22 protein-coding genes are annotated in these 19,808 nt (G+C 70.1%); 9 read left to right on the top strand and 13 right to left on the bottom strand.

Annotated features, from left to right (window positions below; genetic code table 11):
* Positions 1-43 precede the first annotated feature (43 nt).
* The 6 genes from ACIBVQ_RS16100 to ACIBVQ_RS16075 all read right to left on the bottom strand — a co-directional run bounded on the left by ACIBVQ_RS16100 (position 44) and on the right by ACIBVQ_RS16075 (position 6,561).
* Entirely contained in the window at positions 44-946 is a 903-nt protein-coding gene (locus ACIBVQ_RS16100; protein ID WP_399178160.1) for a lytic polysaccharide monooxygenase, read from the bottom strand.
* Between the two features lie 119 nt (positions 947-1,065).
* Positions 1,066-1,977, bottom strand: coding sequence for an NADP-dependent oxidoreductase (locus ACIBVQ_RS16095; protein WP_399178158.1), 912 nt, complete (start codon positions 1,975-1,977; stop codon positions 1,066-1,068).
* 76 nt (positions 1,978-2,053) lie between these two features.
* Complete coding sequence (locus ACIBVQ_RS16090; protein ID WP_352010365.1) at positions 2,054-2,875, bottom strand: PIG-L family deacetylase; 822 nt, start codon at positions 2,873-2,875, stop codon at positions 2,054-2,056.
* Positions 2,876-2,988: 113 nt separating this feature from the next.
* Positions 2,989-4,752, bottom strand: a complete 1,764-nt coding sequence (locus tag ACIBVQ_RS16085) for an acetyl/propionyl/methylcrotonyl-CoA carboxylase subunit alpha (protein ID WP_399178156.1) — start codon at positions 4,750-4,752, stop codon at positions 2,989-2,991.
* A gap of 4 nt (positions 4,753-4,756) precedes the next feature.
* A complete protein-coding gene (locus tag ACIBVQ_RS16080; protein ID WP_352010363.1) occupies positions 4,757-5,005 on the bottom strand; it encodes an acyl-CoA carboxylase epsilon subunit in 249 nt (82 codons plus the stop codon).
* An 11-nt stretch (positions 5,006-5,016) separates the two neighbouring features.
* On the bottom strand, positions 5,017-6,561 hold the full coding sequence (locus tag ACIBVQ_RS16075; RefSeq protein ID WP_386187661.1) for an acyl-CoA carboxylase subunit beta: 1,545 nt from the start codon (positions 6,559-6,561) through the stop codon (positions 5,017-5,019).
* 245 nt (positions 6,562-6,806) lie between these two features.
* Here ACIBVQ_RS16075 and ACIBVQ_RS16070 point away from each other — a divergent pair, with 245 nt between their 5' ends.
* The gene (locus tag ACIBVQ_RS16070; RefSeq protein ID WP_362909319.1) at positions 6,807-7,811 is read left to right on the top strand and encodes a TIGR03617 family F420-dependent LLM class oxidoreductase; all 1,005 of its coding nucleotides are present in this window, start codon (positions 6,807-6,809) and stop codon (positions 7,809-7,811) included.
* 147 nt (positions 7,812-7,958) lie between these two features.
* On the opposite strand, the gene ACIBVQ_RS16065 is transcribed toward ACIBVQ_RS16070, so the two are convergent.
* From ACIBVQ_RS16065 to ACIBVQ_RS16045, 5 genes are read right to left on the bottom strand one after another with little or no spacing between them, the layout of a single operon-like run.
* Positions 7,959-9,581 (bottom strand): PQQ-binding-like beta-propeller repeat protein, encoded by a 1,623-nt coding sequence (locus ACIBVQ_RS16065; protein ID WP_352010360.1) that lies wholly within the window; start codon positions 9,579-9,581, stop codon positions 7,959-7,961.
* Positions 9,578-10,099 carry an ester cyclase gene (locus ACIBVQ_RS16060; RefSeq protein WP_362909321.1) on the bottom strand — a complete coding sequence of 174 codons (522 nt, stop codon included), beginning with the start codon at positions 10,097-10,099 and terminating at the stop codon, positions 9,578-9,580. Before ACIBVQ_RS16060 ends, ACIBVQ_RS16065 begins: the two co-directional genes overlap by 4 nt.
* 39 nt (positions 10,100-10,138) lie before the next feature.
* Positions 10,139-10,843, bottom strand: coding sequence for a 3-oxoacyl-ACP reductase FabG (gene fabG, locus ACIBVQ_RS16055; RefSeq protein WP_352010358.1), 705 nt, complete (start codon positions 10,841-10,843; stop codon positions 10,139-10,141).
* 6 nt (positions 10,844-10,849) lie between these two features.
* Positions 10,850-11,491 carry an HAD family phosphatase gene (locus ACIBVQ_RS16050; RefSeq protein WP_352010357.1) on the bottom strand — a complete coding sequence of 214 codons (642 nt, stop codon included), beginning with the start codon at positions 11,489-11,491 and terminating at the stop codon, positions 10,850-10,852.
* The gene (locus ACIBVQ_RS16045; RefSeq protein ID WP_352010356.1) at positions 11,488-12,441 is read right to left on the bottom strand and encodes an AfsA-related hotdog domain-containing protein; all 954 of its coding nucleotides are present in this window, start codon (positions 12,439-12,441) and stop codon (positions 11,488-11,490) included. Before ACIBVQ_RS16045 ends, ACIBVQ_RS16050 begins: the two co-directional genes overlap by 4 nt.
* 185 nt (positions 12,442-12,626) lie before the next feature.
* Between ACIBVQ_RS16045 and ACIBVQ_RS16040 the strand changes: the two genes are divergently transcribed.
* Genes ACIBVQ_RS16040 through ACIBVQ_RS16020 form a run of 5 tightly spaced genes read left to right on the top strand, consistent with a single transcriptional unit; the run spans position 12,627 to position 16,119 of the window.
* Positions 12,627-12,887 (top strand): acyl carrier protein, encoded by a 261-nt coding sequence (locus ACIBVQ_RS16040; RefSeq protein ID WP_184719879.1) that lies wholly within the window; start codon positions 12,627-12,629, stop codon positions 12,885-12,887.
* Positions 12,880-14,097: a beta-ketoacyl-[acyl-carrier-protein] synthase family protein gene (locus ACIBVQ_RS16035; RefSeq protein WP_352010355.1), complete on the top strand. Its 1,218-nt coding sequence runs from the start codon at positions 12,880-12,882 to the stop codon at positions 14,095-14,097. The genes ACIBVQ_RS16040 and ACIBVQ_RS16035 overlap by 8 nt, the downstream gene beginning before the upstream one ends.
* Positions 14,094-15,218: a beta-ketoacyl synthase N-terminal-like domain-containing protein gene (locus ACIBVQ_RS16030; protein WP_399178150.1), complete on the top strand. Its 1,125-nt coding sequence runs from the start codon at positions 14,094-14,096 to the stop codon at positions 15,216-15,218. The genes ACIBVQ_RS16035 and ACIBVQ_RS16030 overlap by 4 nt, the downstream gene beginning before the upstream one ends.
* The gene (locus ACIBVQ_RS16025; RefSeq protein ID WP_352010353.1) at positions 15,209-15,673 is read left to right on the top strand and encodes a MaoC family dehydratase N-terminal domain-containing protein; all 465 of its coding nucleotides are present in this window, start codon (positions 15,209-15,211) and stop codon (positions 15,671-15,673) included. The genes ACIBVQ_RS16030 and ACIBVQ_RS16025 overlap by 10 nt, the downstream gene beginning before the upstream one ends.
* The gene (locus tag ACIBVQ_RS16020; protein ID WP_352010352.1) at positions 15,670-16,119 is read left to right on the top strand and encodes a MaoC/PaaZ C-terminal domain-containing protein; all 450 of its coding nucleotides are present in this window, start codon (positions 15,670-15,672) and stop codon (positions 16,117-16,119) included. The genes ACIBVQ_RS16025 and ACIBVQ_RS16020 overlap by 4 nt, the downstream gene beginning before the upstream one ends.
* Before the next feature lie 44 nt (positions 16,120-16,163).
* On the opposite strand, the gene ACIBVQ_RS16015 is transcribed toward ACIBVQ_RS16020, so the two are convergent.
* Positions 16,164-16,922: a BTAD domain-containing putative transcriptional regulator gene (locus ACIBVQ_RS16015; RefSeq protein WP_399178148.1), complete on the bottom strand. Its 759-nt coding sequence runs from the start codon at positions 16,920-16,922 to the stop codon at positions 16,164-16,166.
* Positions 16,923-17,121: 199 nt separating this feature from the next.
* On the opposite strand from ACIBVQ_RS16015, the gene ACIBVQ_RS16010 reads away from it, so the two are divergent.
* Genes ACIBVQ_RS16010 through ACIBVQ_RS16000 form a run of 3 tightly spaced genes read left to right on the top strand, consistent with a single transcriptional unit; the run spans position 17,122 to position 18,999 of the window.
* The gene (locus ACIBVQ_RS16010; RefSeq protein ID WP_399178146.1) at positions 17,122-17,526 is read left to right on the top strand and encodes a MaoC family dehydratase N-terminal domain-containing protein; all 405 of its coding nucleotides are present in this window, start codon (positions 17,122-17,124) and stop codon (positions 17,524-17,526) included.
* Positions 17,519-17,947 (top strand): MaoC/PaaZ C-terminal domain-containing protein, encoded by a 429-nt coding sequence (locus ACIBVQ_RS16005; RefSeq protein WP_399178144.1) that lies wholly within the window; start codon positions 17,519-17,521, stop codon positions 17,945-17,947. The genes ACIBVQ_RS16010 and ACIBVQ_RS16005 overlap by 8 nt, the downstream gene beginning before the upstream one ends.
* A gap of 26 nt (positions 17,948-17,973) precedes the next feature.
* Positions 17,974-18,999, top strand: coding sequence for a lactonase family protein (locus ACIBVQ_RS16000; protein ID WP_362909329.1), 1,026 nt, complete (start codon positions 17,974-17,976; stop codon positions 18,997-18,999).
* 78 nt (positions 19,000-19,077) lie between these two features.
* On the opposite strand, the gene ACIBVQ_RS15995 is transcribed toward ACIBVQ_RS16000, so the two are convergent.
* A complete protein-coding gene (locus ACIBVQ_RS15995; RefSeq protein ID WP_362909331.1) occupies positions 19,078-19,713 on the bottom strand; it encodes a MerR family transcriptional regulator in 636 nt (211 codons plus the stop codon).
* Positions 19,714-19,808 lie beyond the last annotated feature (95 nt).

Genomic DNA, 19,808 nt, shown 5'->3' with positions numbered 1-19,808 from the left:
CGAGACCGCCCCACCCGGCAGGGTCAGGCCCGGTCCGACGAGGTCAGACCCGCTGCCACAGAGAGGGGACGTTCGGCGGCTCCCAGCCGGGCAGCGCGGTGTGCGACTGCAGGCAACGGTAGGTCGAACCGTTGTAGGTCACGGTCGCGCCCGCGGTGTAGGAGGTGCCCGAGGTCCAGGCGCCCTCCTGCTTCGTCGGCGTCACCGTGGGGGTGACGGTCGGCGTCACCGTCGGCGTCACAGTGGGAGTCACCGTCGGCGTCACGGTGGGGGTGACCGTGGGCGTCACGGTCGGGGTGGGTGAGGGGTTGGTCCCACCACCGAAGTCCACGTCGGAGCAGGTGTAGAAGGCCTCGTTGCTGTACAGGACGCGCTGCCAGATCGAGTAGATGAGCTGGCGGCCCGTACGCTGCGGGAGGTTGAGCGTCCACTTGGTGAACGTGACAGGGTTCTGGTTGTTGAACGTCTTGAGGGGCTCCAGGTCCGACCACTTCAGCGGCTTGGTGGGGTCCCAGCTCTGCTTGGTGATGTAGAACTCGAAGTTGCTCCCGCCGTGGGGGGCCGTGGCGTGGTAGGTGATCTCCAGCGGCCCCGGTGAGACCTGCGTCGCGGGCCAGTCGGCCCTGGGGAGGTCGAGGCCGCGATACTTCTCGCGGCCCGCGCTGCAGAGTTTGCCGTCCGGGATGAGCGCGCGGTGGTTACCGCCGGCCTCCAGCAGGGAGACCTCGTTCCAGTCGTAGATGGCCTGGGTCCCACCGGCCGCGACAGCCGCCTTGCAGGCCTCGGACTTGGGTGTCTCCGGCCCCTCGTTCTTGCAGAGGTAGACGCGGCTCGGTGGGTTCGACATGCTGCCGTGGGCGTCGGCCGCGGTCGCCGGGACCAGCGCGAGCACGGTTCCCAAAGTGAGCGCGGCGGCACCGGCCACCGCCTTGTTTCGCAGATGCACGTGGACTCCTCCTGAATGGGGGGATGGAGGCAGGACATGTCCAACGGCCGACGGATAGCACGTTATTAACAAGAAACCTTACTAAAAACACCTTCCGTGCGGCTACATCGCGCGGGTATTCACCCTGTCACCAGGACGACCTTGCCCTGACCGTGGCGTCCCTCGACCTCGCGGTGGGCGTCCGCCGCCCGGTCCAGCGGGTAGGTCACGCGCACCGGGAAGGTCAGCTCCCCCTTGGCGTACAGCTCGGCGAGCTCGGCGAGCCTGGAGGCCAGGCGCACCCCCTTGGTCAGCTGGACGCCGAGGCTCTCCGCCTTGTCGTGCTCGACCAGCGTGATGATCCGCTCCCCCGGCACCAGGCTCAGTGAGACGTCGAGGGCGTCGCCGCCCGCGCCGTCCAGGACGAGGTCGACCCCGCCGGGGGCCAGTTCGCGCACCCGGTCGAGCAGGCCCTCACCGTAGACGACCGGGACGGCGCCGAGGGCGCGCAGGTAGTCGTGGTTCTCCTGCCGCGCGGTGCCGATCACCGTCGTGGCGCCCCACAGCCTGGCGAGCTGTACCGCGGCGGTGCCGACCGCGCCCGCCGCGGCGTGGACCAGGACGGTGTCCCCCTGCCCGACCCCGAGCTGCCTGAGGGCGATGTAGGCGGTCTGCGTCCCGGCGGTGAAGCCGCCCGCCACCTCCCAGGGCATGTTCTCCGGCTTCGCCGTGACGTTCTCTGCGGGGACGACGACGTACTCGGCGTAGCAGTTCAGCAGGCTGAACCCCAGCACCTCGTCGCCGACGGCCACCCCGTCGACCCCCGGTCCCACCTGGTCCACGACGCCGGAGAACTCGTTGCCGGGCACCCTGGGCAGGTCGGCCGTGGCCCCGGCGGGCAGCCAGCCCTGCCGTACGGCCACGTCGAACGGCTGCACACCCGCCGCCTTCACCCTGACCCTGACCTGGCCGGGCCCGGCCTGCGGGGTCGGCAGGTCGACCACCTTGAGCACCTCGGGCCCGCCGAACTCGGTGACGGCCACAACCCTCATCGCACACTCCTTCACTCAGTCACTCGCCGGTGCGGACCTCCAATCTGCAATCTCAACCAATGTTGAGGTCAACTGCTCACGCCTCGCGGAGACCGTCGAAGAGGTCGTCCTCACGCTCGGCGGCGGCGGTCACCCGGCTGAAGTGACGGACGAAGGCCTCGTAGGACAGCGCCCTGTGCTGGACCTCCTCCGGCATGCGCAGCAGGAAGATGCTGTCCCCCTGGCTCGCGTGCGCCTGCAGGGCCTTGCGCTTGCGTTCGACGTACGGCGCGACGTCCACGACGGTGGTGATGAGTTCCTCGGGGGTGCCGAAGTCCTCGGGCAGGTCCTGTATCTCGGCGGCACCGGCCGCGCGCAGGGCGGCGAACATCTCGGCGATCCGCTCCCTGGGCACGGCGGTGTAGTAGAGCTTGTCCGGGATGCCGGTCGCCTCGGCCGCGGCCAGGGCGATGCGGTTGGCCTGGATGTGGTCGGGATGACCGTAGTTGCCGTTCTCGTCATAGGTGACCACGACCTGCGGCCGGTAGCGCTCCATCAACGCGGCGAGCCTGCCGACCGCCTCCTCGAAGGACACATTGGCGAAGGCGTCCTTCGCCTGGTTGCCCTCCCAGCCGTCCATGCCCGAGTCGCGGTAGCCGAGCAACTCGACGTGCTCGATCCCGAGGTGGGCCACCGAGTCGTTCAGTTCCTCAAGCCGCCGCGCCCTGACGGCCGCCTCGTCGTGCCCGGGCTCCCCGGGCTTCACCCCGCCGGGCCCGTCGCCCTGCTCACCGTTGGTGCAGGTGACCAGGACGGTACGGATGCCCTCCTCGGCGTATCTGGCGAAGACGCCACCCGTCCCGAGCACCTCGTCGTCGGGGTGCGCGTGGACGGCCATCAGCGTCAGTTCACGTTCCATGGATGCAGACCTCTCCGTAGGGGAGGGCCGAAGGGCCCCGCCCACTCTACGGCGGCACCTGTGGCGGCGCGGCGAGAGACGGAACCGGCATACACCCGTCCTGATCGGACCGTTCAGTCGTGCAGGAGACACAGGACGTGCCCACCGGTGACAGCGTCCCCCACCCCCATGTCGAGCTGGGCGACGGTGCCCGCCTTGTGGGCGAAGAGCGGCTGCTCCATCTTCATCGCCTCAAGCACCACGATGAGGTCCCCGGTCGCGACCCGGTCGCCGTTGCCGACCGCGACCTTGACGATCGTGCCCTGCATCGGGCTGGTCACGGCGTCCGCCCCGCCCGCCGTACCGCCGCCCTTCGCCGCCTGCCTGCGGGGGCGCCTGGCCGTGGCGGGGGCGGTCGCGGGATGGGCGGCGGGGACGGCGAACCCGGTCGGGATCACGATCTCGACCCGGCGCCCGTCCACCTCGACGACGACGGGCTCCCCCTTTGCGTGCGGCGTCGCGGCGGCGGGGATCTCCGGGTACGGCTCGATGCCGCCGCGGAACTCCGTCTCGATCCACTGGGTGTGGACCGTGAAGGCCCCGTCCTCGCCCTGGAAGGCCGGTTCCTCGACCACGACCCGGTGGAAGGACAGCGTGGTCGGCAGCCCCTCGACCGTGAACTCGGCCAGCGCGCGGCGGGCCCGTTCGAGCGCCTGGGCGCGGTCGGCGCCGGTGACGACGAGCTTGGCCAGCAGCGAGTCGAAGGCCCGCCAGAGCACCGTCCCGTTCTCCGCCCCCGAGTCCAGGCGCACGCCGGGTCCCGAGGGGGGACGCCAGCCGGTGATGGTTCCCGGGCTCGGCAGGAAGTTGCGGCCCGGGTCCTCCCCGTTGAGGCGGAACTCGATGGAGTGCCCGCGCACCGGCGGGTCGTCGTAGCCGAGCGCCTCCCCCCTGGCGATGCGGAACTGCTCACGCACCAGGTCGAGGCCGGTGACCTCCTCGCTGACCGGGTGCTCGACCTGCAGCCGGGTGTTGACCTCAAGGAAGGAGATCATGCCGTCACTGCCGATCAGGAACTCGCAGGTGCCCGCCCCGACGTAGCCGGCCTCCCGCAGGATGGCCTTGGACGCCTCGTACAGCACACGGTTCTGCTCCTCGGTGAGGAACGGCGCCGGGGCCTCCTCGACGAGCTTCTGGTGCCTGCGCTGCAACGAGCAGTCACGGGTGGAGACCACCACCACGTTGCCGTGCGTGTCGGCCAGGCACTGCGTCTCCACGTGCCGGGGCCGGTCGAGATAGCGTTCGGCGAAGCACTCGCCCCGGCCGAAGGCCGCGACCGCCTCCCGCACCGCCGACTCGTAAAGCTCCGGGATGTCCTCAAGGGTCCTGGCGACCTTCAGGCCCCGGCCTCCACCGCCGAAGGCGGCCTTGATGGCGACCGGCAGGCCGTACCGCCCGGCGAACTCGGCCAGTTCCTCGGGGCCGCTGACCGGCCCGTCGGTGCCGGGGGCGAGCGGGGCTCCGGCGGCCATGGCGATCCTGCGGGCCGAGACCTTGTCCCCGAGGTCGTCGATCACCTTGGGCGGCGGCCCGATCCAGGTCAGTCCGGCGTCGATCACGGCCTGGGCGAAGGCGGAGTTCTCCGCGAGGAAGCCCCACCCGGGGTGTACGGCGTCCGCCCCCGACCTGATGGCGGCCTCGACCACCTTTCCGATGTCCAGGTAGCTCTCCGCGGCGGTCTCCCCGCCCAGCGCGAACGCCTCGTTGGCGAGCGCGACGTGGAGCGCGTCCCGGTCGGGCTCGGCGTAGACGGCCACGCTGCCGATCCCCTCGTCGCGGCAGGCCCGCGCGACCCGGACCGCGACCTCCCCACGGTTGGCTATCAGAACCTTGCGCACTGGCTCAGCCTCTCCGCGCCGTCTGTGACGGCACTGTCTGGGACGGCACTGTCTGTGGGGATTGCGTCTGCGGGGAAACCGGGCGCGACGGCACCCGGTAGGCGGGGCCTGCCACCCAGAACGGTCTCCTGGCGGGCGGACGGCCACCGTCCCGCGCCTGCCGCCGGGACACCAGGAACGCGACGACCACGGCGGCGAGCTCCTCCTCTGAGGGCTTGCCGCGCATGACCAGCAGCGGGTCTTCCGAACTCATCTCCGCGCCCATCACATCGGGGGGTTGCCGTGCTTGCGCTGCGGCAGGGTCGCGCTCTTGCCCCTGAGCATGGCCAGCGACCTGGCCAGGACCATCCGGGTCTCGCGGGGGTCGATGATGTCGTCGACCAGGCCGCGCTCGACCGCGTAGTAGGGGTGCATGAGCTGTTCGCGGTACTCGGCGATGCGCTCGGCGCGCCTGGCCGCGGGGTCGGGCGCGGCGGCGATGTCCTTGCGGAAGATCACGTTGGCCGCCCCGTCCGCGCCCATGACCGCGATCTCGTTGCTCGGCCAGGCGAAGGACAGGTCGGCGCCGATGGAACGGGAGTCCATCACGATGTAGGCGCCGCCGTACGCCTTGCGCACGATGACCTGGACGCGGGGGACCGTGGCGTTGCAGTAGGCGTAGAGCAGCTTGGCGCCGTGCCTGATGACGCCGCCGTGCTCCTGGTCGGTGCCGGGCAGGAAGCCGGGCACGTCGACGAAGGTCACGATCGGGATGTTGAAGGCATCGCAGAACTGGACGAACCTGGCGGCCTTCTCCGAGGCGGAGATGTCCAGCACACCCGCGAACGACATCGGCTGGTTGGCGACGACGCCGACGACGTGACCTCCGATGCGGCCGAGGCCGCAGACGATGTTCGCCGCCCAGCCCTCGTGGATCTCGACCAGCTCACCGTGGTCGATCACCTCGGCGATGACGTCGCGCATGTCGTAGGGGCGGTTCGGGTCGGCGGGGACGATGTCCAGCAGCGCCTCGCACAGCCGCTCCTCGGGGTCGTCCGCCAGGGCCTCCGGCGGGAACTCCTGGTTGTTCGCCGGCAGCATCGAGACCAGGTGACGCACGTCCTCCAGGCAGGAGATCTCGTCGTCGCTGACGAAGGTGGCGACCCCGGTCATCGTGCCGTGGACCCCCGCGCCGCCCAGTTCCTCGTGGGTGACCTTCTCCCCGGTGACCGCCTCGACGACGTCGGGGCCGGTGATGAACATCTGGGCGGTGTCGCGGACCATGAAGACGAAGTCGGTGAGCGCCGGGGAGTAGGTGGCCCCGCCCGCGCACGGCCCCATGATCACGCTGATCTGCGGGATCACGCCCGAGGCGCGGACACTGCGCTGGAAGATCCCCCCGTAGCCCGCCAGGCCCGTGACCCCCTCCTGGATGCGGGCCCCCGCGCCGTCGTTGAGCCCGATCAGCGGGGCGCCCGCGGCGTAGGCCATGTCCATGATCTTGTGGATCTTCTGGGCGTGGGCCTCGCCGAGCGACCCGCCGAAGATACGGAAGTCGTGCGCGTAGACGAACACGGTCCGGCCCTCGATGGTCCCCCACCCGGTGACCACGCCGTCGCCGTACGGCCGCTTGGCCTCCATGCCGAAGCCGCTCGCCCGATGCCTGCGCAGACCCTCGACCTCGGTGAAGGAGCCGTCGTCCAGGAGCAGCCCCAGGCGCTCCCTGACCGTCATCTTGCCCCGGGCGTGCTGCCGCCTGGTCGCCTCGTCCCCCGGGCCGACCCGGACGCTCTCCTGGATCCTGGCGAGTTCCTCGGCGTACGCGCGCATGGATCGCGTCGCGGTCTCGACCTTTCGTTCTTCGACCGCCGTCATATCCGTTTACCCTTCCTATGGGATTCAGATCTGTAAATTCTGTCCATTCATCGGGGGCCATAGGAAGGCTTCTTCCCCCTAGGTGGTATCCGCCTATTCCTTAGGAGGCATGGCCGGGCGGCACGGTCGGTGGTCTGATCGTGGCATATGCCTTTTACGAGGGGACAGCACCTGTGAAGATTGACTTTCACGGAATCACCGTGCCACCGGACGCATACGGGGACAGGGCGGCACGGGCCGAGGAACTCGGGTACGACTCGGTGTGGATGTCCGAGACGCAGCACGACCCGTTCGTCGGGCTGACCGCCGCGGCGCTGAAGACCGAACGGGTCGCCGTCCGCACCGGCCTGGCCGTCGTGTTCGCCAGGAACCCGATGACCACCGCGATGCTCGCCAACGACCTGCAGCTGGTCTCCAAGGGGCGTTTCGCCCTCGGTATCGGCTCCCAGCTCCAGACGCACATCACCAAGCGGTTCAGCATGCCGTGGTCGAAGCCCGCGCCCCGCATGCGGGAGTACATCCTGGCGCTGCGCGCCATCTGGAAGTGCTTCGCCACCGACGGCAGGATCAGGTTCCGCGGCGAGTTCTACCGCCACACGGTGATGAGCCCCTTCTTCAACCCGGGTCCCAACCCCTACGGCGAGCCGCCCATCCTCGTGGCCGGCGTCGGCCCGATGATGACGCAGCTCGCGGGCGAGCTGGCCGACGGCTTCCTGGCCCACATCATCTCCACCCGGCGGCTGCTTGAGGACGTGACGATCCCGGCGCTGCGTGAGGCCCGGGAGGGCGCGGGCAAGTCGATGGACGGCTTCGAGCTGCACGCGACGCCGATCGTGGCCACCGGCAACACCGAGGAGGAGCTGAGCGCGGCCGTACGGCAGGCCAAGGAGTCCATCGCCTACTACGCCTCCATCCCCAGCTACGCCCCGGTCCTGGAACTGGAGGGGCTCGGCGGCCTGAAGGACGAGCTGTACCGCCTGGCGGGCGCGGGCCGCGCGGCGGAGATGGTCGACGCGATCGACGACCACATCCTGGAGACGTTCGCGATCGTGGGCGAGCCCAAGGAGGCTGCGGCCAAGATCTGGGAGCGGTTCGGCGGCCTGGCCACCAGCATCGCCTTCTTCCAGGCGGGCGACCTGCCGCCCGAGGCACTGCAGCCGCTGCACGAGGAGCTGCGCCACCTCGTACGGCAGCCGCCGCTCTGACCTTCCCGAGCACGCGAACGGGCCGGGCCACCTTGGAGAAGGTGGCCCGGCCCGTTTCACGTCCGGAGACGCTCCTGACGCGGCACGCGGAAAGCGGCGCCGGGTGGGGATGAGGACCCGGCGCCGCTTGTCCGAGGTTCAGCCGTGTCAGCGGCCGTTCACGGAGAAGGCGTAGAAGGTGGTGCTGCCCTTGCCCTGGATGAAGCGGTTGTTGTAACCGTTGCCCCAGAAGACCGTGCCGCCGACGATGGCGGGCCCGGCGTTGGAGGAACCCTCACCGAGGTAGTCCCAGAGGATCTCGCCGGTGGCGCCGTTGATGGCGTACATGTGGCCGCTCATCGAGCCGGCGTACATGACCCCGTTGGCGGTCGTGACCGCGCCCATGGTCTCGGCGTTCGACGGGTCGGCGATCTGCCAGAGGATCTTGCCGGTGCGGGCGTCGAGCGCGGCGAAGATGCCGTTGGTCGTGGTCTGCCCGTTGGGCAGGGTGTAGGCGACGTGGCTGGTGTTGGCGTTGCTGACGTAGAAGCGCTTGCCGTCGGTGGCGCTGCCCCACTCGATGCCGCCGTGCACGCCGCCGGGGCCGACCTGGGTCTTCCAGATGGTCTTGCCGGTGCGGGCGTCGAGCAGCCAGTAGGCGCCGCTCTTCTGCCCGGCGCCGATGACCATGCGCGGCAGGCCGAACCGGCCGGGGATGGTCAGCAGGTGGCCGCCCTCGGCGAAGTCGTAGTCACCGCCGTGGTTGGGCGGGCAGTTCTCCGGCGGGAAGTTGGGCTCGCAGGCCACCGTCCAGGCGTCGAACACGATGTCGCCGGCCTGCCACTTGATGTCGCCGGTGCGCAGGTCGAGGGCGAGCAGCTGGTCGATGTGGTTGTCCGGCGGCTGGCACTCGGAGGCGGGCTTGCCCGAGCTCTGGCAGTCGCTCACGCTCTTGGGGACCGAGAGGTTCTGCCCGGTGCCGACGACGACCGTGTGGTTGGTCGGGTTGATCATGGGGCTGGTGCTCCACACGCCACCGCCGCTGAAGCCGCCGGGCTGTCCGCCGTTGTCGGGGACGGTGTACTTCTTCCACAGCACCTTGCCGGTCTTGGCGTCGACCGCGTTCACGCTGCCGCGGAAGGTGCAGCACTTGTAGCCGGGCAGGCCCGCGACGGCCGCCTCCTTGGAGGAGACGCCCTGGTAGAGGACGCCGTTGTAGAGCGTGGGCGAACCGGTGAGGACGGCCGCGAAGTGCTCGTCGAGCGTGGTCTTCCAGATCAGGTCGCCGGTGGTGGCGTCGACGGCGAGCAGGTGCGCGCCCTGGCCGCCCTGCGGGCCGTTCTGGTCGCCGACGTAGATGCGTCCGCCGACCACCGTCGGGCTGGCCCTGACGATGCCGCCGGCGATGCCGTTCCAGTCCGAGACCTTGCGCGACCAGATGACCGCGCCGGTCTTGGCGTCGAGCTTGGAGAAGTAGCCGCCCCAGTCGGGGATGTAGACCGCGCCGTCCACCACGGCCGGGATGGCCGAGGTGTCACCGTGCGCGGTGTAGGTCCACTTGACGGCGAGCTTGTCGGCGTTCGAGGTGCCGATCCTGCGCTCGAAGGGGTTGGACTTCGAGTTGAAGTTGTCGTGGCCGCCCATCGACCAGTCGGCGGGCGAGGGCAGGTTCGGGAAGGTCTTCTGCGCGGCGCTCTGCGCCTGGGCGCCGGGCACCAGGCCGCCCATCGCCAGCAGGAGCGCGCCCACACCGACGGCGGCGCGCGTCAACATCTTGCCCGGCAGTTTCATGACGAGACCTCCTGACGGCCGATCGCCGCGCCCGCGTCCGCGGGGGTGGCGTACTCGGGGGTGAACTGTCCGATCTGACGCAGCAGGGTGAGCTCGTCACGGGCTCCCCAGTGCTCGGCCGCCTTACCGTCGGCGATCCGGTAGAAGTGCAGGTGCTGGACCTTGACCTCGGCGCCGGTCGGCGCCACGCCAAGGAAGTCGCCGGTGTGCTTGCCGCTGAAGGTCACCCGGCAGGCGAACTTGTCGCCCTCGGAGATGAAGTCGTCGACCTGCCAGGTCGCCTCGGAGAACGCGTTGCGCATGTAGCGGGCCGTCGACAGGTAGCCCTCGGGGCCGCCCGCGACGCCCGGCGAGGCCTCGTGGTCGATGAAGTCGGGGGCGATGTAACGGTGAGCCGCCTCCTCGTCGAGTTCACCGAACACCTTGGCGATGCCGATGGCGATCTCGATGATCTCCTCGGTTGCGGTCGGTGGCGCCTCCGCCAGAGGGGCCAGCATCTTCTCAACCTCGTCCGGCATGATCCGCCTTTCTCAGATGTGCGAGGTGCATGTGGGGAGTCAGTAACCGAGCCCGGAGCCGCCACTGACGGGCAGCAGGGCGCCGGTGATGAAGCTGGCCTCGTCGCTGGCCAGGAACCGCACCGCGGGGGCGACCTCCTCGGGCCTGCCCGAGCGGCGCAGCGCCGTGATGCTGTGCAGGTACGCGCGGTGCTGCTCGGAGAGCCCCGCCACCATGTCGGTCTCGACGAGACCGGGCATCACCACGTTCACGGTGATCTTCCTGGGACCGAGTTCCCAGGCCAGGGAGCGGGCGAAGCCCGCCATGGCCGCCTTGGAGGCCGAGTAGTTGGTCACTCCCGGCGAGCCCCAGAAGGCGGTGGTCGAGCCGACGAGGATGATCCGTCCCCACCGGGCCTTGACCATGTCGGTCACCGCGCACCGGGCGGCGCGGACGGCGCCCATCAGGTTGGTGTCGATGACGTCGGCGAAGTCCTTCTCCGACATGGCCATGAACAGGTTGTCGCGGGTGGTCCCGGCGTTGGCGACCAGGACCTGGACGGCGCCCTGCTGGGCCTTGACCTCCTCGAAGGCCGCCTCGACCGACGCGCTGTCGGTCACGTCGCACCGCACGCCGAACAGTCCCTCCGGCGGCTCTCCCGAGCGGTAGGTGACGGCGACCTTGTCACCGGCCTCCTCGAAGGCCCGCGCGATGGCCAGGCCGATGCCCCGGTTGCCACCCGTGACCAGTACGGAACGGCTCATTTGAGCTCACACTCCCAACTGCTCGTTCAGAGCCTTGATTGCGGTTTGCGCGTCGGTGAAGTGGATGGCGCGCCACCCGGCCGCCTCGGCTCCCTCGCAGTTCTTGGCGAGGTCGTCGACGAACAGGGACTGCGCGGCGGGGATGCCGGAGCGCTCGACCGCCAGGTCGAAGATCTCCCTGGCCGGCTTGCGGTGGCCCACCTCGAAGGACAGGACGACGTCGTCGAAGAGGCCATCGGGGCTGAGCATGCGGCGCCAGTGCGCGTCCCAGGCCGGGACCATGTTGGACAGCAGCCCGACGAACAGTCCCTCGGCCCTGACCTCCCGCAGCCGGTCGGCCCACTCCTTGTTCAGCTCCCTGCCGTCGAACCAGGCGTCGGCGAGGGTCGTCATGTGCAGGTCGATGCCGTGGTCGGCGCGCAGCAGCTCCCCGATCTGGGCGAGCCACTCCTGCTCGGTGACCAGCGGGGTGTCGATGGGCAGCATCACGTCGTCCGTGCCGTACGACGCGGTGACCTTGAGGATCGCGTCGATCAGCGGCTCCTGACGGATGCCCTGCCTCTCGCAGAAGACGGCCAGGGTGTGACTGATGGGCGGTGTCAGCACGCCGCCGAAGTCGGTCCACACGGCCAGGACGGGTTGGGTCATCGGGGCACCATCACCATGGTCGATTCGGCGATCGTGATCGCCTCCTGAATGAAGGCGACGTTCACCGTTGCGGTGCCGTCACCCGAGTCCGTACGGGTCGCCGCGGCCAGCACCGGCTGGTCGAGCTCCGCGAACCGCCCGAAGGATCCGGAGACCGTGGCCGGCCAGGCGGTGACGTCGCCCATCACGACGAGGGCGAGCTGACGGGCCGCCTCGGTCAGGGTCATGGCGGGCAGGTGGTCGTAGTCGTGGTCGAAGATCGCGCGGTTGCCGTACCTCGGCGTCACCCTGGCGCTCACCGCCGAGGGACCCCGCTCGACCTGCGAGATCACCACGTTCATCGGGCTGACCCTGCCGACCGTGTACGGCTCGGCCTGGTCGGGGGCGGGCACGTCCTCCAGGTCCCCGGTCAGGGGGGCGGGGGTGCCGCGCAGCACGTTGCGCAGCGCCTCGTGCTCGGTGTGCGTGACGATCTGCACTTCCATGGTGTGCGTGCCGATCGGGACGTCGCCGATGGAGAGGTCCTGGCGGACGGCGCCCTTGCGCACCTTGCCCGCCCTGACGCGGATGGTCTCGAAGTGGTTGTCGATCCGCAGCTCACCCGGCCTGCGCCCGGTCCGCAGCGCGGACGGGTCCGGCAGGTCCAGCGAGAAGGTGTTGACCATCATCGTGGTGTCCGGGGGGAGCCCGAGAAGGTGGGCGCCCGCGATGCCGGCCTGCCTGCCCGCCTCAAGGATGAGCAGCGGGTCGAAGTGGGCCGGTCGCGACAGATGGTCGCTGTAGTAGCCGTGACTGAGCGGAAGCTGTGCCGCGGCCAGGAAGCGGGACTCCCCCGCCGGGACCAGGTCGGTTACGAAGACCTCCGCGACGGAGGCCCTGTGGACCAGGCGGCGTTCCACCGTACGGCCGAAGCTGAGCTCCCGTGGGGAGATCAGGTCCCCGGTCGTCATCCGTACCTCCACAAAATGCCGGAATAAGTCGGAGATCACTGTGGCACGGCGCGATGAAATTCAAATAAAAGTGCCATAAAAATGCGCCCGCATACCACTTTCGATCCGCCGCCTTGCCCCTTATATCCACATCCCCCTAATGTCGTTTTCCAGCGGTGATCCGCATTCACGAAAGGAATCCGATAATGACTCTGGACGTTCTGCAGGAAAAGATCCGCGGCATCATCTCCCAGGAGCTCGAACTGGAGGACGGCGAGCTCACCGCAGAGGGACACTTCATCGACGAATACGACGCCGACTCCCTCTCGCTCATCACGATCCTCGCCAGGATCGAGAAGGAGCTCGGGATCGTGGTGCCGCAGGACGAGCTGCCGAACATGCCCAACCTCCAGGGCGTCTTCGACGTCGTGGGGACCATCAACAGCCGGGAGTCCCAGGGTGTCTGAACACCACCGGGTGGTCATCACCGGCCTCGGGGCGGTGAGCAGCATAGGCATCGGGGTCGAGAACTTCATCGAGGGCATCCGAGAGGGACGCAACGGCGCCTCGAAGATCGCCAGCTTCGACGCCGGCAACTTCCCGTACACGACGGCCGGTGAGGTCCACGACTTCCAGCCCGAGGCGATCCTGGAGAGGCTCGACGTCGAGCGCTGGGGGCGCAGCAGCCTGTTCTCGGCGGCCGCGGCGCGGCTGGCCGTACAGGACGCGAAGCTCGACCCGGAGCTGCTGTCCGCCTCGCGGGCCGGCTCCATCATGGGGACCACCGCGGGCGAGGCCCAGGTCCTGCAGGCCGCGGTCGAGCAGTGGGTCACGGACGGGCTCGGCGAGGTGGACGGGCGGCTCGCCGCCATGACACCGGTCAGCCAGATCGCCAACTCCGTCAACCACGAGCTGCGGCTCACCGGTGACGCCCAGACCATCCCCACGGCGTGCTCGGCGAGCAACATGGCGCTCGGCTACGCCTACGACCTGGTGCGCACCGGCGAGGCCGACTTCATGCTGGCCGGCGGGGCGGACGCGGTCAACCGGGCCTGCCACGCCGGGTTCTACCGGCTGGGCGCGCTGGCCGAGGACCTGTCCCGGCCGTTCGACCTCAACCGCTCCGGCATCCTCACCGGTGAGGGCGGCGCGGTCCTGCTGCTCGAACCGCTGGACCACGCCGTGGCCCGGGGGGCCACGATCTACGCCGAGGTGCTGGGCTACGGCGTGAACTGCGACGCCCGGCACATGGTCAACCCGGACGCGCCGAGCATCGCCGAGTGCATCCGCATCGCCCACCGCTACGCGGGGGTCAAGCCCGAGCAGATCGACTACATCTGCGCGCACGGCACCGGAACGCCGACCAACGACTACACCGAGGTCAGCGCGGTCCGTGAGGTGTTCGGTGAGCGCATCCCGCCGATCAGCTCCATCAAGTCGATGATCGGGCACACGATGGGCGCCGCCAGCGCCTTCGGCGCGATCGTCTGCGGCAAGGCTCTGCAGGACGGGTTCCTGCCGCCGACCGCGAACCTGGACAAGCTCGACCCGGCGCTGGGCGACGGGCTCGACGTGGTCCCGGGCAAGGCCCGTACGGCCACACCGAACATCGTGCAGAACCAGGGTCTCGCGTTCGGCGGGAACAACGTCGTTACGATCTTCGGGAGGGTGGCGTGACGACGACCGTCGCCGTCAGACCTTTGACGATCACGGCCTGCGGGGTCGTCTCACCCGCGGGCCTGGGCCTGGACGTCCTGGGTGGCGCGCTGCGCTCCGGCGTCGAGGCGCACACCGCGCCGGTGAGCGGCTTCGAGGACGTGACCGACGGCTACCCGCCGCGGCCCCTGTGGGCGGTGCCCGACCTCAAGGTCGCCGAGCACCTGGGCCGCAAGGGGCTGCGTCACATCGACCGCTTCACCCTGCTCGGCCTGATCGCCTGCAAGCTGGCCCTGGACGAGTACGGCAGGCCCCTCACCGACGAGGAGCGCGCCGACACCGGGGTGGTCATGGCGACCAACACCGGCAGTCTGGTCAGCATGCTTGAGGTGGGCCGTGACACCCTCCTCCAGGAGAAGCCCTACCTCGTCAACCCCGCCAGGTTCCCCAACGTCGTCACCAACGCCTGCACCGGCCAGATCGCGATCCGCAACTCCCTCACCGGGGTGAACGTGGTCATGTCGGGCGGTCAGGCGGCGGGGCTGGCCGCGGTGCGCTTCGCCCGCACCACGATCGGCGACGGGCGTTCGAGCAGGCTGCTGATCGGCGGCATCGAGGAGCTGTCGGAGGTGGCGGCCTGGGGCTGGCACAAGTCCGGCGCGCTCCGTGAGGACGCGGCCGTCGGTGAGGGGGCCGCGGCCTTCCTCGTCGAGGACGGCGAGACCGTCGCCGCCGAGGGCCGTACCGGCCTGGCCGACCTGCTGGCCTGCGAGGTCGGCTACTACGGCGCCAGGGACGCCGAGGGCCGCCTTGAGGGGCTGCGCTCGGGCATCGAGCGGGCGCTTGAGCGCAGCGGGGTCTCCCCCGGCGAGGTGGACGTCGTCGCGGTCGGCGCGGCCGGCCAGATCGGCGCCGAGGAGACCGAGGAGCGGGCGCTGCGCGAGGTGCTGGGCCGTTCCGTGCCCACGGTCCGGGTGTCCGAGACGCTCGGCGAGCTGTACAGCGCCAGCGTCCCCCTGCAGATCGCCGCGGTCCTGGCGCTGTGGCGCGCCGAGCCCGCCGAGCACGCCCGTGTCGCGCTGGTGACCTCCATCGGCGGTGACGGCAACGCGGGCTGCCTGGTGGTGCGCGAATGCCGATGAACGAGGGGTGTGTCGGCAAGGTCTACCCGCCGACCGCGCCCTACGAGGTCGGCAGGGAGAAGATCAGGGAGTTCGCCGCCGCCGTCCGGGAGGGCAACGCCGCCTGCTGGGACACCGAGGCGGCGCGGGCCCTCGGCTATCCGGACATCATCGCCCCGCCCAGCTTCCCCATGGTGCTGACCCTGGAGGCCGAGCACGACGCGGTGCACGACCCCGAACTGGGCGCGGCCAACCAGAACCGCTTCGTCCACCGCGAGCAGCGCTTCGCCTACAACCGGCCCATCCACGCCGGGGACGTGCTGACCGTGACGGTACGGCTCGCGGGCGTGGACTCGGTGGCGGGCAACGACGTCGTCACCTACGAGAGCACGCTCACCGCGGCCGACGGCGAGCATGTGTGCACCGGCCGGTCGACGTTCGTCATCTTCGGCCAGGAGGGGGGTGACGTCCGGTGACGGTCGAAACGGCCGCACGGCCTCGCTACGAGGACATCGAGCCGGGTTTCCGGCTGCCGGGCCGTACGTTCCGGGTGGAGCGCAAGGACCTCGTCAGGTACGGCGGCGCCGCCTGCGACTACAACGTCATCCACTGGGACGACAGGACGGCGGTGGCGATGGGGCTGCCGAGTCCCATCGCGCACGGCATGTTCACCATGGGCCTGGCGCTGGGCGTGCTGACGGACTGGGCGGGCGACGCGGGAGCGGTCGTCGACTTCGGCGGCCGGTTCCCCCGGCTCGTCCCGGTGCCCAACGACGGTGTCGGCGTCGAGCTGACGGTCGAGGCCACGGTCATGGAGAAGCTGGAGCCGCCCAGGCTCAGGCTCAGCGTGGCCGTACGGCTCGGCGGGAGCGACGGCGGCAAGGTTCTCACCATGCCCAGGACCATCGTGGCGCTGCGGTAGCGCCCGCCTCCTTCCCGGTCGTCGCCGGGACAGGAGGCGGGGGCTCACCCGGCTTCGGCCAGGATCTCGTGGTGGAGCCGCTGCAGCTCGGCGGACGGTTCCAGGCCCAGTTCCTCGTGCAGGACCCTGCGCAGGTCGCGGAAGGCCAGCAGGGCCTCACCCCGGCGGCCCGACAGGTGCAGCGCCTCGATGAGGCGGGCGTGGAACCACTCGTTGAGCAGGTTGCTCGCCACCAGGCCGCGCAGGTCGGGGATCAGCTCGCGGTGCAGGCCCAGGCGCATGTCGGCCTCGACGGACAGCTCCATGGCCCTCATCCGCTTCTCCTCCAGGTGGGCGACGTGACGGGTGAGGACCGGGCCGAGCGGAACGTTGGTCAGCGGCGCCCCCCGCCACATGCCCAGCGCCTCGCGCAGCAGCCGCGCGGCCTCCGCCGTACGGCCCGCCACCAGGGCGGTCCTGCCGTCGGCGACCAGCCGCTGGAAGTGACGGACGTCCACCTGGTCCTCCGTCACCCGGAGCTGGTAGCCGGTCGGCTCGGTGATCAGCAGATCGGCGAGCCCCGGTTCTCCGCTCTCCTTGGCCAGCATCTGGCGCAGGTGGTAGACGTGCGTGCGGATCGTCGCGACCACGGTCTTCGGTGGCGCCCCGTCCCACAGCTCCTCGGCCAGGGTGTCGATGTCGACCACCTGACCGGGCCTGAGCAGCAGCAACGCGAGCAGCCTGCGGACCTTGGGACCGCGCGGGACCCAGACCCCCTGTTCGGTCCGCAGTTCGAAGGAGCCGAGGATGGAAAAGTTGATCATGTTCTCTCCCCCCCAGGGAAATGACCTGACGGAGGAGAGTCTGCATATGCCACCGCAAATAGTGATACTGCGCTAAAGACACATCGGATGTCTCCAAAGAGACATAGCACCACCAATGAGAAGCAGGTCGGGACGTGTCCAGACCGCCCGGCGTGATTTACGTCTCCCCCGCAACCGCCCTCAAGCCGAGGAGGTCGAGGTGCCGCTGAATCCGGCCTTCGCCGGCCGGGTCTACCCGGCCACCGTTCCCTATCTGGTCGGCCGTGAGAAGATCCGCGAGTTCGCCGCCGCGATCGGCGACACGAGCGACGACCCGGCCGCCCCACCGACGTTCGCCATCGCGCTCACCCTGCGCGCCGAGGTCGAGGTCGTCAGCGACCCCGATCTCGGGCTCGACCTGACGCGCCTGCTCCACCGCGACCAGCGCTTCGAGCACAGGCGCCCCATCAGGGACGGCGACGAGCTGACCGTGACGGTCACGATCAGCGAGCTCGGCCGCGTCGGCTCGACCGACACGGTCACCCTCACCAGCGACCTGCGCACCGTCGCGGGCGAGCACGTGTGCACCACCACCTCGACACTGATTGCGCAGAGCGATGACTGAACCGCTGCCTCGATACGACGACGTCACCCCGGGGACCGCGCTGCCCCGGCTGACGCACGTGATCCGCCGGGGCGACCTGGTGCGCTACGCGGGCGCCTCCGGCGACCTCAACCCCATCCACTGGAGCGAGCGCGCCGCGACGGAGGCGGGCCTGCCCACGATCATCGCGCACGGCATGCTCACCATGGGCGTGGCCATGCGGCTGGTCAGCGACTGGGCGGGACGGCAGGCCGTCCTCGAATGCGGGGGCCGCTTCGCCAGGCCCGTCGTCGTCCCGGACGACGAGGCGGGCGTCGAACTCGTCGTCGACGGCGTGGTCGCCGAGAAGCTGGACGGCTCCCGGGTCCGCGTCGACCTGACCGTCCGCTGCAGCGGAGAGAAGGTCCTGGCCCGCCCCCGGGCCGTCGTCGCACTCAACTGACCCAGACAACAGAGAGGAACTCCACGATGCCGACCTTCGTGGGCGCCTACTCCTGGACCGAGGTCCCCGCGACGGGGATCACGGTCATCGAGGCGGGCGCGGTAACCGGTACGTTCACCGACATCGTCAACCCGTTCCACCTGGCCCTGTCCCCGTCGGGACGGACCCTGTACGCCGCGAGCAACGCCCCCGAGGGACGGGTGTTCGCGCTGACGGTCGGGGACGACGGGTCACTGACCCCGCTGAACGACCAGCCGACCGAGGGCGCGGGGACGATCCACGTCCTCGTCCACGCGGGCCACGTCTACGCGACCAACCACGACTCGGGAGAGGTCGTGGTCTTCCCGGTCAACGACGACGGGAGCCTCGGCCCGGTGCGGCAGTCCGTCAAGCACCTCGGCTCCGGCCCCAACGAGCTGAGCCAGCTCGGCCCGCACCCGCACGTGACGGTCCCCGACCCGACCGGCGACCGCGTGCTCGTGCCGGACAAGGGCAACGACCAGCTGTACGTCTACCGCCTCGACGAGGGGCTGCTGGTCCCGCACAGCCAGGTGCACCTCGGCGCGGGCACCGGCCCCCGTCACCTGGTCTTCCACCCGGACGGCCGCTACCTTTACGTGGTCAACGAGCTGGTCTCCACGGTCACGGTCTGCGGCTACGACCCCTCGACGGGTGCCCTGTGGACGGCCGGTTCCGCTCCCACGCTCCCCGACGGGGAGGACGGCTGGAACGCCCCGTCCGCGCTCGTCCTGTCGGCGGACGCCCGGTTCGTCTACGTCGCCAACCGGGGCCACGAGAGCCTCACCGTGCTGCGGGTCGACAAGGAGGGCGCGCACCTGGAGCCGGTGCAGAACCTCAGGCTCTCCGAGGAGCCGCTCAGCACGATGCCCTGGGACCTCGTGTTCGACGCGTCGGGCACGACGCTGCGCCTGGCCAACCAGTCGGCGGGGACGGTCGTCTCCCTGACCGTCGACCCCGAGACCGGCCTGCTCTCGCTGGACGGCGCCCCGGCGGTCGAGGTCCCCGGCGCGGCCTGCCTGCTGCCCTTCTGAACCCGGAGCCCGAACGACGACAGGCGCCGGACCCCGTCGGGGTCCGGCGCCTGTTCGTCTCTCGTGGGGGAGGGCTCCTCAGTCGTCCACGTAGCCGCCGAAGCGCCGGGCGGTCTCCGCCTCCTGGGCGATGCGCCTGAGGGAGGAGACCACGGCGTCGCCGATCGCGGTCCAGATCACCACGGCCTCCGCCATGCTGTCGAGGTCGGGCCTGCCCATGATCGCGGTGATCTCCAGCTCGGCCAGATGGCCGACCGTCTCGGCGTACTCCCCGAGCAGGGCGAAGTAGTCGTCCTGCCGCAGGCGGTGCATGGTGGCCAGCGCCTCGGTCAGGCTCAGCCTGGCCGGGTTGCGGGGACCGACCCGCCACTCCCGCTTGGCGATGAGCTCCTCGACCTGGCGGGACGCCTCGGCCCAGGCCTCGTCCTCGACGTGGTCGCGACGGGTCGTCAGGGCGTACTGGGCCTTGCCGAGCGCGCTGAGGCTGTTCATCTGCGAGTCCATCAGGGTGAGGACGTCGCGCGCCGCGGCGATGCTCAGGCCACCGACCTCCACCAGCGCCCTGGCCAGCTTGAGCCTGCGCAGGTGGGTCTCCTCGTACTGCGCCTGGTTGGGGCTGGTCCGCTCACCCGGCGGCAGCAGCCCTTCCCGCATGTAGTACTTGATCGTCGGGATCGGCACTCCGCTGCGACGGCTCAGCTCCGCGATCCGCATACCTCTCCTCCCCTCCCCCTGCCACGTCCCCCGGCCGTCTTCCCAGTGGGCGGAGACGACCGGAGGAACGGCCTTGACCGCATCGAATCGATTCA

Origin of the sequence: Streptosporangium sp. NPDC049376 (assembly GCF_044466505.1) — a bacterium.
Classification (GTDB): domain Bacteria; phylum Actinomycetota; class Actinomycetes; order Streptosporangiales; family Streptosporangiaceae; genus Streptosporangium.
The sequence above is the reverse complement of the archived record's forward strand: the minus strand, read 5'-3'. Positions and strand labels throughout refer to the sequence as shown.